General features: G+C 64.1%; 17 protein-coding genes. 9 read left to right on the top strand and 8 right to left on the bottom strand.

The annotated features are described in order from the left end of the window. Positions 1-33 precede the first annotated feature (33 nt). On the top strand, positions 34-492 hold the full coding sequence (locus RM2_RS11070) for a carboxymuconolactone decarboxylase family protein (RefSeq protein WP_072689053.1): 459 nt from the start codon (positions 34-36) through the stop codon (positions 490-492). A 72-nt stretch (positions 493-564) separates the two neighbouring features. Here RM2_RS11070 and RM2_RS11065 read toward each other — a convergent pair whose 3' ends face one another. Both RM2_RS11065 and RM2_RS11060 read right to left on the bottom strand, forming a co-directional pair. Further along, positions 565-1107, bottom strand: coding sequence for a gamma carbonic anhydrase family protein (locus tag RM2_RS11065; protein WP_218017220.1), 543 nt, complete (start codon positions 1105-1107; stop codon positions 565-567). Positions 1108-1256: 149 nt separating this feature from the next. After that, positions 1257-2153: an AurF N-oxygenase family protein gene (locus RM2_RS11060; RefSeq protein ID WP_072689051.1), complete on the bottom strand. Its 897-nt coding sequence runs from the start codon at positions 2151-2153 to the stop codon at positions 1257-1259. A 223-nt stretch (positions 2154-2376) separates the two neighbouring features. Here RM2_RS11060 and RM2_RS11055 point away from each other — a divergent pair, with 223 nt between their 5' ends. Both RM2_RS11055 and RM2_RS11050 read left to right on the top strand, forming a co-directional pair. Next, positions 2377-3072 carry a DUF6319 family protein gene (locus RM2_RS11055; protein WP_072689049.1) on the top strand — a complete coding sequence of 232 codons (696 nt, stop codon included), beginning with the start codon at positions 2377-2379 and terminating at the stop codon, positions 3070-3072. Between the two features lie 122 nt (positions 3073-3194). Beyond that, positions 3195-3848, top strand: coding sequence for a S1 family peptidase (locus RM2_RS11050; RefSeq protein WP_072689047.1), 654 nt, complete (start codon positions 3195-3197; stop codon positions 3846-3848). A gap of 172 nt (positions 3849-4020) precedes the next feature. On the opposite strand, the gene ilvD is transcribed toward RM2_RS11050, so the two are convergent. Continuing rightward, a complete protein-coding gene (ilvD, locus tag RM2_RS11045; RefSeq protein WP_072689045.1) occupies positions 4021-5715 on the bottom strand; it encodes a dihydroxy-acid dehydratase in 1695 nt (564 codons plus the stop codon). A 150-nt stretch (positions 5716-5865) separates the two neighbouring features. On the opposite strand from ilvD, the gene RM2_RS11040 reads away from it, so the two are divergent. Genes RM2_RS11040 through RM2_RS11030 form a run of 3 tightly spaced genes read left to right on the top strand, consistent with a single transcriptional unit; the run spans position 5866 to position 9717 of the window. After that, positions 5866-7143 carry an MFS transporter gene (locus RM2_RS11040; protein WP_072689043.1) on the top strand — a complete coding sequence of 426 codons (1278 nt, stop codon included), beginning with the start codon at positions 5866-5868 and terminating at the stop codon, positions 7141-7143. A 34-nt stretch (positions 7144-7177) separates the two neighbouring features. After that, on the top strand, positions 7178-8806 hold the full coding sequence (locus tag RM2_RS11035) for an FAD-binding oxidoreductase (protein WP_072689040.1): 1629 nt from the start codon (positions 7178-7180) through the stop codon (positions 8804-8806). Continuing rightward, complete coding sequence (locus RM2_RS11030) at positions 8803-9717, top strand: diacylglycerol kinase (protein WP_072689038.1); 915 nt, start codon at positions 8803-8805, stop codon at positions 9715-9717. Before RM2_RS11035 ends, RM2_RS11030 begins: the two co-directional genes overlap by 4 nt. Before the next feature lie 126 nt (positions 9718-9843). On the opposite strand, the gene RM2_RS11025 is transcribed toward RM2_RS11030, so the two are convergent. Further along, entirely contained in the window at positions 9844-10227 is a 384-nt protein-coding gene (locus RM2_RS11025; RefSeq protein ID WP_072689036.1) for an RNA-binding S4 domain-containing protein, read from the bottom strand. Positions 10228-10329: 102 nt separating this feature from the next. Here RM2_RS11025 and RM2_RS11020 point away from each other — a divergent pair, with 102 nt between their 5' ends. Both RM2_RS11020 and ubiG read left to right on the top strand, forming a co-directional pair. Beyond that, entirely contained in the window at positions 10330-10947 is a 618-nt protein-coding gene (locus RM2_RS11020; protein WP_072689034.1) for a hypothetical protein, read from the top strand. 69 nt (positions 10948-11016) lie between these two features. Further along, on the top strand, positions 11017-11823 hold the full coding sequence (gene ubiG, locus RM2_RS11015; RefSeq protein WP_072689032.1) for a bifunctional 2-polyprenyl-6-hydroxyphenol methylase/3-demethylubiquinol 3-O-methyltransferase UbiG: 807 nt from the start codon (positions 11017-11019) through the stop codon (positions 11821-11823). Positions 11824-11918: 95 nt separating this feature from the next. Here ubiG and RM2_RS11010 read toward each other — a convergent pair whose 3' ends face one another. Continuing rightward, positions 11919-12212 carry a hypothetical protein gene (locus RM2_RS11010; RefSeq protein WP_072689030.1) on the bottom strand — a complete coding sequence of 98 codons (294 nt, stop codon included), beginning with the start codon at positions 12210-12212 and terminating at the stop codon, positions 11919-11921. A gap of 181 nt (positions 12213-12393) precedes the next feature. On the opposite strand from RM2_RS11010, the gene RM2_RS11005 reads away from it, so the two are divergent. Continuing rightward, entirely contained in the window at positions 12394-13572 is a 1179-nt protein-coding gene (locus RM2_RS11005; protein WP_072689028.1) for a YVTN family beta-propeller repeat protein, read from the top strand. Positions 13573-13695: 123 nt separating this feature from the next. Here the strand turns inward: RM2_RS11005 and RM2_RS11000 are convergent, their stop codons facing one another. The 3 genes from RM2_RS11000 to RM2_RS10990 form a co-directional block, all read right to left on the bottom strand. Then, positions 13696-14544 carry a 3-hydroxybutyryl-CoA dehydrogenase gene (locus RM2_RS11000; protein ID WP_072689026.1) on the bottom strand — a complete coding sequence of 283 codons (849 nt, stop codon included), beginning with the start codon at positions 14542-14544 and terminating at the stop codon, positions 13696-13698. A 49-nt stretch (positions 14545-14593) separates the two neighbouring features. Next, positions 14594-15754, bottom strand: a complete 1161-nt coding sequence (locus RM2_RS10995; RefSeq protein ID WP_072689024.1) for an acyl-CoA dehydrogenase — start codon at positions 15752-15754, stop codon at positions 14594-14596. 184 nt (positions 15755-15938) lie between these two features. Continuing rightward, positions 15939-16637, bottom strand: coding sequence for a TetR family transcriptional regulator (locus RM2_RS10990; RefSeq protein WP_072689022.1), 699 nt, complete (start codon positions 16635-16637; stop codon positions 15939-15941). Between the last annotated feature and the right edge of the window lie 242 nt (positions 16638-16879).

The raw sequence follows: 16879 nt of genomic DNA, 5'->3' as shown, positions 1-16879 counted from the left end.
GAAGTTGGGCTACTAGGCGCCTAGTGTTCGGGCATGACCACCACAGAGCGCAAGACCCGAGTCGATCTCGCACGCAACGCCCCGGCCGTCTATAAGGCAATGATCGCTCTCGACGCTGCAGCGAGGCAGGGGCTCGAGCCGGAACTGGTCGAGTTGGTACTCACCCGTTGCTCCCAGATCAATCACTGCGCCTGGTGTATCGACATGCACACCGCCGGCGCACGCAAGATCGGCGTCAGTGAACAGAAGTTATTCCTGCTCAATGCCTGGGAGGAGGCGCAAGGCCTCTACACAGAGAAGGAGCGGGCAGCGTTCGCACTCGCCGAGGCAATCACCGTCTTGACTGACGGATTCGTCCCCGACTCGGTGTACGAGGGGGCCCAGGAATATTTTGACGAGACGGAGTTGGCCCAGCTCATCTCGCTGGTGCTCACGATCAACGCCTGGAATCGCATCGCTGTGAGTACTCGCATGTCCCCACAGGCGCGCTAGTCATGCTCGCAGGTCGCCGCCGCACGCCACTTGTGCGGCGTGCGACCCGAGTGAGGAAGCAGGGAATTCCGCTCACGGGGCATTGAAGGTGATGACCTCTGCCGACCGATGTTGCTGTGCCAGTTCACGGTACACCGACGCGTTATCGGCGTTGTGGGCCACCTCGTCGTCGGTCAGGTCTCGACGCACCTTCGCCGGCACACCAGCGGCAAGCGAACGAGCTGGAATCCGCGTGCCCTCGAGTACCAGTGCACCGGCCGCGACAAGTGCCCCCTCGCCGACTACCGCGCCATTGAGAATTGTCGCCCCCATGCCTACGAGTGCGCCGTCCTCCACGGTGCACCCGTGAAGGACCGCGTTGTGTCCGACGCTGACCCCCCGGCCGACCGTGACGGGAAATCCCCGGTCGACGTGTACCGCCACTCCGTCCTGGATGTTGCTGCCTTCGCCGAGAGTGATCGAATCGCAATCCGCGCGAAGGACGGCGCCATACCAGATACTGGCCTCCGCGCCGATCGTCGTGGCACCGATCACCGCCGCGGTGGGCGCTACCCAGGCGGTTTCGTCCGCCTGCGGCGAATTACCGTTGATTGCAACGACGTGTGGTTCTCTCACCGTGTTCTCCTTCGAGCAGCCGATTCTCATCTACATGGGGTAGTGCCATTGTGAGGGCTTCCGCCGTTCCGGGGACACTTGCGGCAAGAGGGCGTAAACCTGAGCGGCACCTCAGCCCGGGTGTCCCACCTGCGCGGTAGTGGGGCGATTCAGAGGAGGTGGACTCTCTGGTAGAGGCGCTTCGATGGGCCACCGACGAGACCGACGCTGTCGAGGAACTGCATGAGCTTGGAACCGGACGTACGAACGGTGTCCTTGTAGTGCCGGTTGCTCCTGGCCTCGGCGATGGCCCGCTTCGGGTCGAGACCTGCGTTCTCGTAGACCTCGCTGCGAATCATGCTCTTCATGACGATGTACACGACCGCGGCGGTGTTGAGCCGTTCGATCTGGAGTCTCACCCAACCGGCGCCCTCGATTCGGCGGCCCACTTCCTCTCGGGCGAAGCGGATGTGGCGGGCTTCTTCGACAATATGGATCCTGCTCACCGTGCGCGTGAGGGGCTGAACGCGCTCGTCTTTCATGAAATCGCGCTGCATCATGTCGAGGATCTCCTCGGCGGCCATCACGCTGGCGTAAGCGTTTGCACCCTTGAAAAATCCACCCCAGATGCGTCCTAGCTTATGGATCATTGGGTGGGGGCCGTAACTCGGCATGCCGAGCCGTTCCCCGGCGCGCGCGAACATTACGGAGTGACGACACTCGTCGGCCACCTCGGTGAGGGCGAACTGGACGTGGCGGGAATGCTTATCGCGGCCATAGACGTCGCGCAGGAGCATTTGCATCAGCAGGATTTCGAACCACAGGCCAACGCTCGAGATGCTGGCGGCCTCGTGCTTGGTGGGTTCGACCTTCTGCTCGTCGGTCATCTCTTCCCACAGTGCGGTGCCGTACAGCGTGCTCCACTCGGGGGTGAGGCCGAACTTGTCATCGGGAATGGGTGCTTCCCAATCGACCTCGACCATCGGGTCGTAGGACTTGCGAGCTGGCGACGCCAATAGGCGAGTGGCGGTCTCTTCCCGATCGGAGACGACAATCGGTGCTTTCATGACTACCTCTCGATCAATGGCTGGGGCGGTCCAGTGAATGTGACGGCAAGTAACTGATACTCAACGCTACTGTGACGGCGGACGCAAGGGCAAGGTTCGATCGGGGGCTGTCATCGGCGTGGCGCGTGGATGCTCGACGGGTAGCGCCGGAAACGTCGGCACAGTGTGCAAGAGTTGCGAGGCTTACGAGCGCAATCAAGAGACAACCCAGAAAGGACATCGAATGCCGCCCCGTAGACGTTCCGATGCCGCCGCACCGGATCACCTGACCGCGGAGAATCTCGAGGCCCTCACTGCCGCGATCGAGGAAGGCAAGCGGGCAACCGTGTATCTGCGCGAGGCTATGCCCAGCCTTGCGCTAGAGGCTGGAGCCTCGGCGAAAGTCATTTCAGTGCAAGGCAATACGATAGTGATTCGACCTAAGGGGGTGGACGACGAGCTTCCTTTCGAAGCAGAGGAGCTTCTGATGAGACGAATTCCGGCGCCCAAGCCCGAGGCCGTGGCAGCGCCGGTCGTGCATCAGGAGATCGAGCCCGGACCGCCCGCCGCTCCAAAGGAGCCCACAGTCAAGACCGCCGCGACACCTCACCCAGCCGCCGTTCCGAACCCCGCCGCGGCACCATCGCGACGCACCGGCAAGAAGGTACCCGCGGGACTGAGCGTGACCATTCACGCCGGCACCGACAACGACTGGAGCGTCACCGTCGCGACCGGAGCGAAGAGACCAGGCAAGGCGATTCCCGTCTCGCCGGAAGCCGTCGAGCGTGCAGTTCGAGAACTCGGAGAAGATTCGGCGATCGAGGCAGTGGAGTCAGTCATCGTCGCGGCGCGCAACCTCGCCGCGGCCCGTGTGGACGAGTTGAGCCGGCAACTGGAGGACGCTCGCAAAGCGCTGGAGGCGCTCGGCACCGGCGAGTGATCACCGGATAGTCATCAAGTTGGTAATTCTACATCGCCATTCCGCCGCACCAGCCTTGCGTAGGGTGGGATTCTGAGAGGGAGGCACGCGGCCGTCGGGGCTCATTCCTGGAAGGTTTGAAAATGTTGAAGCGATTCGCAGCGGTTGTCGCAGTGACGGCGGGAATTCTTGGTTTCGTCGCAGTTGGGTCCTCAGTAGCAGCTCCGGCCGCTGTTATGGGCGGCGGTTCGGGGCTCGTGGTGAATGACGAACTGCTCTGTTCACTCACCACCATCGGTCACGACAATTCGGGTCGGCTCGTCGGCTTGACAGCGGGGCACTGTGGTGAGGTGGGTGCGCAAGTCGTGTCGGAGGCGAATCCGGACAGCGGCGTCGTCGGTCAGTTCGTCGTCTCCAATCCCGCTCTCGACTATGCGGTGATCCAGTTCGATCCAGCGAAGGTCACCCCGGTGAACAGCGTTGGCGGCGTCACTATTACCGAGATCGGTGCTCCGGCGACCTTCCCTCAGATTGCGTGTAAGGAAGGCCGGACCACGGGTAACACCTGCGGTATCGTCTACGGCGATCTCTTGCAATCGCACGAAACATGGACCCAGGCCTGCGTGATCGAGGGCGACTCGGGTGCGCCGATGGTGGTCGGGACGACGCTGGTGGCCATGGTCAATGCATACCTGGCCGCACCGTGTATCGGCCCGGAGATCGGTACCACGTTGAGCGCGATCGTCAATGACATGAACGCGAACGGCGGTCCCGGAGCGGGATTCCAGCCCGTCTAGGGGTGCTGTTCTCCATCGGTTCGACTGAATTCCACTGACGCTGTTCGACAATCCCGTTGTTCGACGATCCACAGCGCTACACCCGCGTATGGCTCCTCTCCATGGCGCACGGAACGACAGTTCCGTGCGCCACTTGCTTCCAGAGGACTCGTTTGCTTTTCCTGTATGGCGCCTAACCGCAGACCGCGCCGGACGAGGCGGAGCCGACGAGTTTCGTGTATTTGGCGAGGACGCCGCGGGTGTAGTGCGGGGGAAGGGGTTCCCATCCGTTTTGACGAGCAGCGAACTCTTCTTCGTCGACGAGTATGTCCAGTGTGCCCTTGCTGACGTCCAACCGGATCTGGTCCCCGTCCTGGACGAACGCAATCGGGCCACCGTCGACCGCCTCCGGCGCGACGTGCCCGACGCAGAGGCCGGTGGTGCCGCCGGAGAAGCGTCCGTCGGTCAGTAGGAGCACGTCCTTACCCAGTTCGGCGCCCTTGATCGCACCGGTGATCGCGAGCATCTCGCGCATGCCGGGACCACCCTTGGGTCCTTCATAGCGGATCACGACGACGTCGCCGCTCGTGATGGTGCCGTCTTCGAGAGCGTCCATAGCGGCCCGTTCGCGTTCGAAGACGCGGGCGGTGCCGGTGAAGACGTCGGAATCGAAGCCGGCGGACTTCACGACCGCGCCACCCGGGGCGAGGGAACCCTTCAGGATCGTGATTCCCCCGGTGGGGTGGATCGGTGAACTCATCGCGCGCAGCACCTTGCCGTCGGGGTCGGGCGGTGTGATATCAGACAGGTTCTCGGCCATGGTCTTGCCGGTGACGGTGAGGCAGTCGCCGTGCATCAATCCGGCGTCGAGCAAAGCTTTCATGACGACGGGGACGCCGCCGATGTGGTCGACGTCCTGCATCACGTGCTTGCCGAACGGTTTGACGTCCGCCAGGTGTGGGACGCGGGAACCGACCCGTGAGAAGTCGTCGAGTGTCAGTTCCACCTCGGCCTCGTGGGCGATAGCCAGCAGGTGCAGGACGGCGTTGGTGGATCCGCCGAACGCCATGACGACGGCGATGGCGTTCTCGAACGCTTCCTTGGTGAGGACATCCCGGGCGGTGATGCCACGGCGGAGGAGTTCGACGACGGCCTCACCGCTGCGCCTCGCGAATCCGTCACGGCGGCGGTCGGTCGCGGGCGGAGACGCGCTGCCCGGTAGTGACATCCCGAGCGCCTCGGCGGCGCTGGCCATGGTATTCGCGGTGTACATCCCGCCGCAGGCGCCCTCGCCGGGACAGATCGCACGTTCGATGGCGTCGACGTCCTCGCGACTCATCAGACCGCGAGCGCAGGCACCGACCGCTTCGAACGCATCGATGATGGTGACATCACGCTCGGTGCCGTCGGACATCTTCGCGACGCCAGGCAGGATCGAACCGGCGTAGAGGAACACACTCGCGAGATCGAGGCGGGCCGCTGCCATCAGCATGCCGGGCAACGACTTGTCGCAGCCCGCCAGCAGCACGGACCCGTCGAGGCGCTCGGCTTGCATCACCGTCTCGACGCTGTCGGCGATCACCTCTCGTGACACCAGCGAGAAGTGCATGCCCTCGTGGCCCATCGAGATGCCGTCGGAGACGGAGATGGTGCCGAATTCGAGGGGGTAGCCGCCGGCGGCGTGGACGCCGTCTTTGACGGCCTTTGCAAGCCGGTCCAGGGACAGGTTGCAGGGTGTGATCTCGTTCCAGGACGAGGCGACGCCGATCTGTGATTTACCCCAGTCGTCGTCGCCCATGCCTACCGCACGGAGCATTCCGCGCGCAGCGGTCTTCTCGAGTCCGTCGGTAACGTCGCGGCTGCGGGGCTTTGGATCCGGAATAGTCATGCGTCCCAGAGTAGGCGCGAACCTCCACGCCGGACACAAGATGAAGACCTCACCGCCAGTGACCGTCCAGTCGATCTGTATCGGCGCGCGCGCCGTCGGGAGTGATCTCAACCAGCGGAAAACCCCTGTTGGGGGGTAATTTGATCTGCGATGAACAGAGTGTGGTTGGTGTGGGGTGTCGGTGTCGCCGCGTATATCGTGGCCGTGCTGCAGCGCACCTCATTCGGTGTGTCCGGTCTGGTGGCCGCGGAACGATTCTCGATCAGTCCGAGCGTGCTGTCGGGTTTCGTCGTCTTGCAGATAGTGGTGTACGCAGGGATGCAGATCCCGGCCGGCGCGCTGCTGGATCGGTACGGTTCGCGGGCCATGATCGCGTCGGGCGCGCTGATCATGGCATCAGCGCAGATGATGCTCGCATTCACCGAATCGTTGCCGCTTGCGTACGCCGCCCGTGTTCTCGTCGGGGTTGGCGATGCGCTGACATTCATCTCGGTGCTGCGTCTGGTGCCGCAGTGGTTTGCGCCGCGACGGGTCCCGCTCGTATCGCAGCTGACCGGAATCTTCGGCCAACTCGGCCAGATCCTGTCGGCCTTGCCGCTGATGCTGTTGTTGAACGGGCCGGGTTGGAGTTTCGCATACGGCAGCGCGGCGTCACTGGGGATGCTGGCCTTCGTACTGTCCCTGACCGTCATCCGGAACGCCCCGCCCGGACTCGAGCCAGTCGCCGCACCCGCGGGATTGCGGGAGGTGGGCAAGCAGATCCGCCTGGTGTGGGGGCGGCCCGGCACCAGGCTCGGATTCTTCACCCACATGGGAACGCAGTTCTCGACGACAACCTTCGCCCTGCTGTGGGGCATCCCGTACCTGAGATCGGCGCAAGGACTGTCCCCGGCGGAAGCGGGTTCACTGCTCACGCTGTCAGTACTGTCGGCGATTGTCGCGGGCCCGGTCATCGGCATTCTCAGTGGCCGCTTTCCGATGCGCCGTTCGTATCTGGTGCTGTCGATCATCATCAGCAGCGCGGTGATGTGGACCATTGTGCTGGCGCTACCGGGTCCGGCGCCGAGTTGGTTGCTGGTGCTCCTGGTGATGGTGATCTCGGTGGGTGGCCCGGGTTCGATGATCGGATTCGACTATGCCCGCATGTTCAATCCCAACACCAGCATGGGAACCGCTCAGGGAATGGTCAATATCGGCGGGTTCCTTGCGTCGTTGCTGGTGATTCAAGCGATGGGCATCATCCTCGAGGTGATGGGCGGATATTCATTCGACGCATTCCGTGTGGCATGGCTGGTGCAGTACCCGGTCTGGGGCGTGGCGATCGTGGGGGTGCTCGTGACGCGAAGGAAGGTGCGCAAGCAGATGGGAGTGGTGTTGCGGCCTATTCGTCAGGTGTGGCGAGAACGCAGCGGTCGCTGGAGGGCCTAGTTACACTCTTGCACGATGTGTAACACTACAACGCATGAGCAATGAGCGATCCGAAGATCAAGCCGTCCTGACCGCACCCCCGATGAAGTGGGATGCCTGGGGCGCACCGGAGAAGCGCAAGGTTCTCTCGGACGGCATCAAGGGCCTGCTACGGCAAGCCCTCGGGGTCACGATTCGGGAGACTCCCGACCGCGTAGCAGCAAACGTGGTCCTGGCTCCGAGCGCGGTATCCGAAGGGCAACTTGCGGCGCTCGCCGGGATTGTCGGCGAGAAGTTCTGCAGCACCGAACACGATGATCGACTGTTGAGGGCCGGTGGTAAGAGCACGCTCGACATGCTGCGTCGTCGCAGCACCGAAACGCAGAACGCCCCCGACGTCGTGGTCACCCCGGGTACCGAGGCAGAAGTCACCGAGATCCTCGGATACTGCGCCGACAACTCGATCGCCGTCGTGCCGTTCGGCGGCGGTACCAGCGTTGTGGGCGGACTCGACCCGGTGCGTGAGAAGTTCGACGCAGTCCTCTCGCTGGACCTACGCAGGTTCGACTCGCTGATCGACCTCGACATCGACTCCGGAATCGCGACCCTGGGGGCGGGACTGTCCGGCCCGGCCGCAGAGGAACTACTCGGCGCACGCGGCTTCTCGCTGGGGCATTTCCCGCAGAGTTTCATGTTCGCGACCATCGGCGGATTCGCAGCAACCCGCTCCTCGGGCCAGGCTTCCGCAGGTTACGGCCGGTTCGAAGACATGGTGCAGGGTCTGCGGGTGGTGACCCCCGCAGGCATTCTCGACACCGGGCGTGCACCGGCGTCCGCCGCGGGTCCGGACCTCGGCGAGTTGTTCGTCGGATCCGAGGGAACCCTCGGCGTCATCACCCAGGTCCGCGTGCAGGTGCACCCGGTCCCGGAGTCCGTTGTCCGCGAGGGGTGGCGCTTCCCCGACTTCGAGACCGGCGCGGCAGCACTGCGCGCCCTCCGGCAGGAAGGCGCGGTGCCGACCGTGCTGCGACTGTCCGACGAGGCCGAGACGGGCGTCAACCTCGCCACCCACGACAAGATCGGCGATGAGACCGTCACCGGCGGCTGCCTGGCGATCACCACGTTCGAGGGCACTGCCGAACACACCGCGGAGCGGGTGGCCGAGGCCCGCACCGTCCTGCAGGCCAACGGTGCGACCTCGCTCGGCGAGGAACCCGGAAACGGTTGGGAACACGGCCGTTACGACGCCCCCTACCTGCGCGACGCCCTGCTCGATGCGGGTGCGCTGGCCGAGACCCTCGAAACGGCAACTCGCTGGGGCAACCTCGCGACGTTGCGTGCCGCGGTCACGACGGCGTTGACCGAGTCGTTGTCCGGGCAGGGGACCCCGCCGCTGGTGTTGTGCCACATCTCGCACACGTACGCGACGGGTGCGTCGCTGTACTTCACCATCGTGTGCGCGCAGAACGACGACCCGATCGCCCAGTGGAGCAAGGCCAAGACCGCCGCCGGTGACGCGATCATCGCCGCCGGCGGAACGATCACCCACCACCATGCGGTCGGCGTCGATCACCGCCCGTGGATGCGGGACGAGATCGGCGACCTGGGCGTCACGGTCCTGCGTGCGGTCAAGAACGCCGTCGATCCTGCGGGAATCCTCAACCCGGGCAAGTTGATTCCATGAGCGAACAGAAGGCGATCGAGAAGGTCACCGTCCTGATCAACCCGCTGGCCGGGCACGGCAACGGACCGACCGCCGGTCGCAAGGGCGTCGCGCGCCTGCGTGAGCGGGGAGTCGCGGTCACCGAAATCATCGGGACGGACGCCGATCATGCCCGCACACTGGCCCGGCGGGCCATCGATGAGGGCACCGACGCACTCGTCGTGGTGGGCGGCGACGGTGCGATCAGCATCGGGTTGCAGGCGGCCGCACAGTCCGGGGTGCCGATCGGGCTGATCCCGGCAGGGACGGGCAACGACCATGCGCGTGAGTTCGGTATCCCCGTCGACGACCCCGCCGCTGCGGCGGATGTGATCGCCGACGGTGAGGTGCAGGAATCCGACCTCGCCCGGATCACGCTCACCGATGGTTCGGTCGTGTGGGCGGGCACCATCATTGCCAGCGGTTTCGATTCGCTGTGCACGGATCGGGCCAACCGGATGTCGTGGCCGAAGGGGCCGATGCGGTACAACCTGGCGATGCTCGTGGAACTCACGAAGCTCAAGCCCCTGCATTACGAGATCGAGTTGGACGAGGAGACGGTGAAGGTCGACGCCACGCTCGTCGCCGTCGGCAACGGCCGCTCGTACGGTGGCGGAATGCAGATCTGCCCGAACGCGGACAAGACTGACGGTCTGCTCGATGTCACGGTCGTCGAGTACGGTCGTCGATCGAGGCTGATTCGGCTGTTCCCGCGGGTCTACAAGGGCACGCATGTGGAGCTGCCCGACGTGCAGACCTACCGTTCGCGCAGTGTGCGGTTGCAGTGCGACGACATCACCGCCTACGCGGACGGCGACAGGGTCGGGCCCCTACCGGTGACGATCGAGGCGGTCCCGTCAGCGCTGCACATCCTGAGCCACGCGCCGGCCTGAGTCACCGACCGCACCGCGGTCCATCGTCACCGACCGCACCGCTGTCCAGTGTCACCGACCGCACCGCTGTCCAGTGTCACCGACCGCACCGCTGTCCAGTGTCACCGACCGCACCGCGGTCCATCGTCACAGACCGCGGAGCCGGTCCATCTCTCGGCGTTCCCGTTTGGTGGGCCGGCCTGCTCCGCGATCGCGTCGGGGAAGTGACTCCAGCACTTCGCGTGGCGGGGGCGGTGGTGTGTTGTCGGTGAAACATTCGACGGCCACTCCCGCTCCCACGCGCTTGGCGATCGGACGGGTGACGGCCACGATGCGCTCGGTCCCGGCGGCACGGATTCGCACGTCATCGCCGATCTTGACGGGTTGCGCGGGTTTAGCGGTGGTGCCGTTGACACGCACATGGCCCGAACGGCACGCCGCAGCCGCAGCCGACCGAGTCTTGAACAGTCGGACCGCCCAGATCCAGCTGTCGACCCGAACGCTTGTATGGTCGGTATCTGAAGCTGCCACCCAAACAGGATACGAAAGCGTCTCAGAGATCGCTTCTGGACACCGTGGGGTTCCGGATTGTGCGACACTTCCGCCATCCATACCGCGATAGACGGAGAACTCATGGACATGATGCGCAAGGTCGCCCTCGGAGCCGTTGCAGCGGGGGGCTTGTGTTTCGTCGGTACTGGGACAGCCGTGGCGGATCCGGACCCGGTGCAGTCCGGGCCGCTCACGGTAGACCTGGGCCCGATGCCATTCGGACCGGTCGCGGGAGACTCCGTCCCAATGCCGTTCGAATCGGTGGTCACAGATCCGGCCGCAATTCCGATTGCGACCGCACTGCCCCTCGGAACGTATCAGGGATTTTCCGACCTTCCCTTCGCCGACCTGATCTGGAAGGGAAAGACCTTCGGGTACGGAACGGTGATAGACAACTTCAATGGGGACTTCCCATATCTCTTCGGTATGACCTTTCGGGACGTGAACGGTGAAATTGTCACCGACTACAGTCCAGCGGGCCTGAGTTTCCTGACCGACCGGTTCACTCTGAAACCAGACGGATCCTACGAGGGCAGTTTCTACATCAACGACATCCCGATTGGCAGCTTCGTCCTCCACAAGGACTTGCCACAGTTGGACGAGTTGGAGTTGGGCGAGTTGCTGCCGTTGGGCGAGATGCCAACGCTGGACGAGTTGGCGCAGGAAGTACCGCAACCCTTGATAGCTCCGGATCCTTAAGACGTGACGCGCGCGCAGTAGAGGGCATGCTGTCGATCATGTAGACGCTCGACGGACAGAGGTGGTCCTGTGGGAATCGACAACGACGTATACAACCGCGTTGGTGAGTCGTGGTGGGACGAAGACAACCCACTGAACCTGCTGCACGGAAGCATGACCCCGGGGCGCTTCGCGTACTTCCGCAAGGTGCTCGGCGAACGCACCGGCCGTGATTTCGCCGGCCGCAACTACACGGGCCCCGATTTCACAGGCCTCCGAGCCCTCGATATAGGTTCGGGCGGTGGGTTCCTTGCGGAGGAGTTCACCCGCATCGGGTGTCGGGTGGTCGGTGTCGACCCGTCGCCGGTGTCGGTTGATACCGCCCGCCGCCACGCCGCCGCCTCGGCACTCGAGATCGAGTACCGGATCGGTGCGGGGGAACGGTTGCCAGTCCCGGACGCCACATTCGACGTCGCCTACTGCTGCGACGTCCTCGAGCACGTATCGGATCTCGAGGCTGTGATCGCCGAGACCTCACGTGCCCTGAAGCCCGGCGGTCTCTACCTCTTCGACACCGTCAACCGCACGTTCATCAGCAAGCTCGTGGCGATCAAGATCCTTCAGGAGTGGCGGCTGACCAGGGTGTTCGACACACCCATTCACGAATGGTCGATGTTCGTCCGGCCCGCGGAACTGGCGTCGGCAATGGAGCGTCACGGTCTACGACTCGGCCAGATTGTCGGACTCGGGCCGCGATCGAAAAATCCTCTCCGGCTGCTCGACCTCGTACGGGTGGGCGGCAGTCGCCTCAGCTACGGAGAGTTGAGCCGCCGACTCGACTTCGGGCAGATCAGGAGTACGGCCAACTCGTACATGGGGTATGCGGTCAAGCGGTAGAAGTCCTGTTCCGAGTCTATGGAGAGCGTTCCTGACGTACTGGTCGCATGAAACATCGGCCGCGTCTGATGTTCCCGGGCTTCCATCAGGACGACTCAATCTCCGATGTAACCCGTCTCAGGGTTGATCAGACCGAGAAAGTCGCGGATCGACTCTCGGTGCTCGTCCACGGTAGGTGCGGGGCACGCCGCGGATGGGTCGCCGGCAACGCGCCGCGAACTGGAGAAGCCGTACGCCTTATTCGGTCCGGATTCCCATGTGTAGTCGGACGTGTTGTCCGGCCGGATCCTGACCGTGAAGATCTCTCCGATGACCATCAGCGTGAATGTCCCTTCGTCTGCAGTCGGCCGACTGTCACCGGCGGGCTCGTCGTGTTCCCCAGTCCTCACGGGCGTTCCCTCACATGCTCGAACTGCTCGAATTATGTTGCTGTGTACGGAATCCGCTATCCGCCAGATAGTTCCAATTTGGGACAATTGGGACAGATGTGAGTTATGTTCCGATTGTGGTTGCCTCTCGTGGCCACTCCGCGCCGCAGGTGCGGATTCTGCAGGAAGGGGCACACCATAGATGGCCACCACTGATCGGCCACGCTCGCTCGCCAGACTTCCGCGGGCATCGGCGGCACTCGGCGGTACCGTTCTCGCCGCAGCCACACTCCTGTTCACCTCTGCTGTCGCGCCGGCAACCGCAGACACAGTCGTCGCCACCATCCCGGTCCGCGAGGGACCGTTGGCGGTGGCAATCACCCCGGACGCGGCCCACGCCTACGTCGCCAACGGGAACTCGGTGTCGGTGATCGACACCGCCACCAACGCGGTCACCGACACCATCCGGGTCGACCCGGGACCTCACGGTGTGGCGATCACCCCGGACGGCACCCGCGCCTACACTGCCAACTTTTTCGGCGAATCGGTGTCGGTGATCGACACCGCCACCAACGCGGTCACCGCCACCGTCCCAGTCGGCACGAATCCGGACGGGGTGGCGATCACCCCGGACGGCACCCACGCCTACATCACCAACTTCTCGGGCGAATCGGTGTCGGTGATCGACACCGCCACCAACGCGGTCACCGCCACCGTTCCGGTCGGCGCGCAGCCCCGTGGGGTGGCGATCACCCCGGACGGCGCCCGCGCTTACATCGTCAATATGTGGAGCGACTCGGTGTCGGTGATCGACACCGCCACCAACGCGGTCACCGCCACCGTTCCGGTCGGCGAGGCTCCGTTCGGGGTCGCGATCACCGGGGATGGCGCCTACGCCTACATCACCAACCGGGAAAGCGGTTCGGTATCGGTGATCGACACCGCCACCAACGCCGTCACCGGCACCGTCCCCGTGGGCTCGGAACCGTACGGGCTGGCGATCACCAAGGACGGCACCCACGCCTACAGTGCCAACTTTGGCGACAAGACGGTATCGGTGATTGCGATCGGCAAGACACCATCTGCAATCACCGGCACACCGCCGGCCGGGGTCGAGGGCCAGCCCTTCGAGTACACCTTCAGCCTCACCGGAGAACCCGCCCCCACCACCGCAGTCACAGCGGGTGCGCTGCCCGACGGCCTGACGTTGACCGAGCAGGGTGTCCTGTCCGGTACCCCGACCACCGCCGGGACGTACACCTTCACGGTGACCGCATCCAACGGTGTCGGTGACGACGCGGTCCTCGATGTCACTCTCGACATCACAGCCGAGCCGTCCGCCCCTTGGGGGAGTTTGGGCAGTATCGACTGGCCGTCCTGACCTGGTCTCCACGCATGTGATGTGGCCGCCCACCCACCGAGGGCTGGGCGGCCACATCACACTCTCGGACCAGGGCAACCCGGTTCACCTCCGACGCCGTCACGGCATAGCAGTGGTACTGGATCAGTTGTAGTCGTAGAAGCCCTTGCCGCTCTTCTTCCCAAGGTGTCCGGCGTCCACCTTGCGCTTGAGCAGCGTCGGTGGAGCGTAGTGCGGCTCGGCGAACTCCGCGTACAACGACTCCGCAGCCGCGAGGGTGATGTCGAGACCGACGGTGTCGATCAACGTCAGCGGGCCCATCGGGTAGCCGCAGCCACCCTTCATAGCCTCGTCGATGTCCTCGGCGGTCGCATAACCCGACTCGAGCATCCGAACGGCCGATGTGAGATACGGAATGAGCAGTGCATTCACGATGAAGCCCGCGCGATCGCCTGCGCGCACCGTCTTCTTGCCAAGCGTGTTCTTCGCGTAATCGGTGACCGCGGCGACGGTCTCCTCCGACGTGACGAGGCTGACCACTATCTCCACCAGCGGCATCACCGGCACCGGATTGAAGAAGTGGACACCTACGACCTGCCCGGGCCGCTGCGTGGCGTTGGCCATCTTGATCAGCGGGATGGACGAAGTGTTGGACGCCAGGATGGCCGACGGTTTGACGATCTTGTCGAGCTTTTGGAAGAGGTCGACCTTGAGGGACTCGATCTCCGGTGCAGCCTCGATCACGAGGTCACGGTCCGCAAATTCCTCGATGTCGAGGGTGACCCGCACGCGGGCTAGTGCCGCGTCCGCGTTGGCCTGCTCGATTTTCCCGGCCTTGACGCCACGGGCCAGGGACTTCTCGATCCGCGCCTGCGCTGCCTCGGCGAAGTCCGGCCTGGTCTCGAGGATGAGGACTGAACTCCCCGCCTTGATACATACCTCGGCGATGCCGGCACCCATCGTGCCGCCGCCGATCACACCTACTAGCTCCACGATTCTCCTTCTAACCCGCAATTTGCCTGATGCGCTACTTGCGATGCGACTACTTCAAGAGCGCACGCGACATCACGACGCGCTGAATCTGGTTGGTTCCTTCGTAGATCTGGGTGATTTTGGCGTCACGCATCATGCGCTCGACGGGGAAGTCGGTGGTGTAGCCGGCGCCGCCGAACAATTGTACGGCGTCGGTGGTGACTTCCATCGCGACGTCAGACGCGAAGCACTTGGCGGCGGCGGAGATGAACCCGAGGTTCTTCTCGCCACGCTCGGCGCGGGCGGCGGACGTGTAGACCATCAGCCGTGCTGCCTCGACCTTCATCGCCATGTCGGCGAGCATGAACTGAACAGCCTGGAAGTCGCTGATGGACTTGCCGAACTGCTTGCGGTCCTTGGTGTAGGCGATGGCGGCGTCGAGCGCACCCTGAGCGAGACCAACGGCCTGCGCGCCGATGGTGGGCCGGGTGTGGTCGAGAGTCTGCAGCGCGGTCTTGAAGCCGGTGCCCGGTTCGCCGATGATGCGGTCGCCGGGGATCTTGCAGTTCTCGAAGTAGAGTTCGGCGGTAGGCGAACCCTTGATGCCGAGCTTCTTCTCCTTCGGTCCTACGACGAATCCTTCGTCGCTTTCGTGGACCATGAAGGAGGAAATGCCGTTGGCGCCCTTGTCGACGTCGGTCACCGCCATGACGGTGTACCAGCTGGACTTGCCGCCATTGGTGATCCAGCACTTGGAGCCGTTGAGGATCCAGTCGTCACCCTCGGCCTTAGCCCGGGTGCGCATGCTCGCGGCGTCGGAACCGGCCTCGCGCTCGGACAGCGCGTACGACGCCATCGCCTCGCCGGAAGCCAGCTGCGGAAGGACCTGCTGCTTGAGTTCTTCGGAGCCGTTGAGGATCAGGCCCATGGTGCCGAGTTTATTCACGGCGGGGATCAGCGAGGAGGATCCGCACACGCGAGCGACCTCTTCGATGACGATGCAGGTGGCGACGGAATCGGCGCCTTGGCCGTCGTACTGCTCGGGTACGTGGATGGCATTGAACCCTGAGTTAACCAGGGCGGTGAGGGCTTCCTCAGGGAAGCGGGCGTCCTCGTCCACTTCCTTCGCGTAGGGCGCGATCTCCTTCTCGGAGAGCGCGCGGATCGCGGACCGTAGTTCGTCGTGCTCGTCACCGAGCTTGAACAGATCGAAGTCCGGATTTCCGGCCATGGGGCGCTCCTTGTTCAGTCTTGTTGTTCAGTCTCGGCGACACCGAGCCTGACTGGCACTACGTGCCAGATTCTGCTCTCGCTCAGGCGAGCTGCAAGCGTGTAGTCGGCATACCGCCGCCAGTACAGAGCAGTCAACCACGGCACTGAGTGCCAGTCCAGGGTGGTCGTAGTCACCGGTCCGCTCATCCGCGACGCTCGGACAACTGTGTCGTGATCTGTCCGGTGATCTCTTCGACAGGGGTGCCGGGTGGATACGATACGACCAGCACGGCGTCCCTGTCCTGCATCGGCGCACCGGGGGCCACTCCAAACGTTCGACGCACGTCGAGCAGGGCGCGCTCGAGTTCGTCGGCCGTGGCGCCGGGATCGCCCCTGATCATGTTCCGGAGCAGGAAGTTGTGGCACGCAGTGACGGCGGCCGCAAATCCGATCACCTTCAGCACCGGTTCGGTGGGAGCGGCGCCGCGTAGGTAGTCGACGAAAGACCGTTCGTAGCGGTCGCCGGTGACGATCTCCCGGTCGCGCAGGGCGGGGACGCGTTGCACCACATGGTACCGGCGGGCCGACAGTTCGCGGTTCTCACGGAACCGGTCGAACACAAGGCTCGCAGTCTCGCACACCGCCGCCCACGGGTCGTCGGACTCCGAAGACAGGGAGTCCGAGGCCTGCTGCAACAACGATTCGTGATCGGCGAAGATCACGTCCTCCTTCGAGCGGAATTGGCGGAAGAATGTACGACGCGACACACCAGCTGCCGACGCGATCTGCTCGACAGTGGTCGCTTCGTACCCGTTCTCGGCGAATAGCCGGATGGCCTGTGACACGACGTGGACGCGGAAGTCTGTGGGGTCGGGGCCAGGGCCGTACACGCGCTCGGTCATGAGGTTCAGTATCCATTGCGTGGCTCTGAGACTGCAGTTCGCTGGACGCCAGCGACCAGATTGGCGGATACTCTAAGCAGTTGGCCCAATTTACTGCAAGGGCAGTGGAAGGACGATATCAGGTGTGCGCTCGAGTTAGGCAGTGACTTACCGAAGGGGCGGGGGAATTACGCAACCCCCGGTATTCGCCTGTCTCGGCTGACTCGCAGCGCACGCTTATCCTGTCGGGGATACCTTTCCGA

It is taken from the genome of Rhodococcus marinonascens NBRC 14363, assembly GCF_001894885.1.
In the GTDB taxonomy this organism is placed as follows: Bacteria; Actinomycetota; Actinomycetes; order Mycobacteriales; family Mycobacteriaceae; genus Rhodococcus_F; species Rhodococcus_F marinonascens.
The sequence above is the reverse complement of the archived record's forward strand: the minus strand, read 5'-3'. Positions and strand labels throughout refer to the sequence as shown.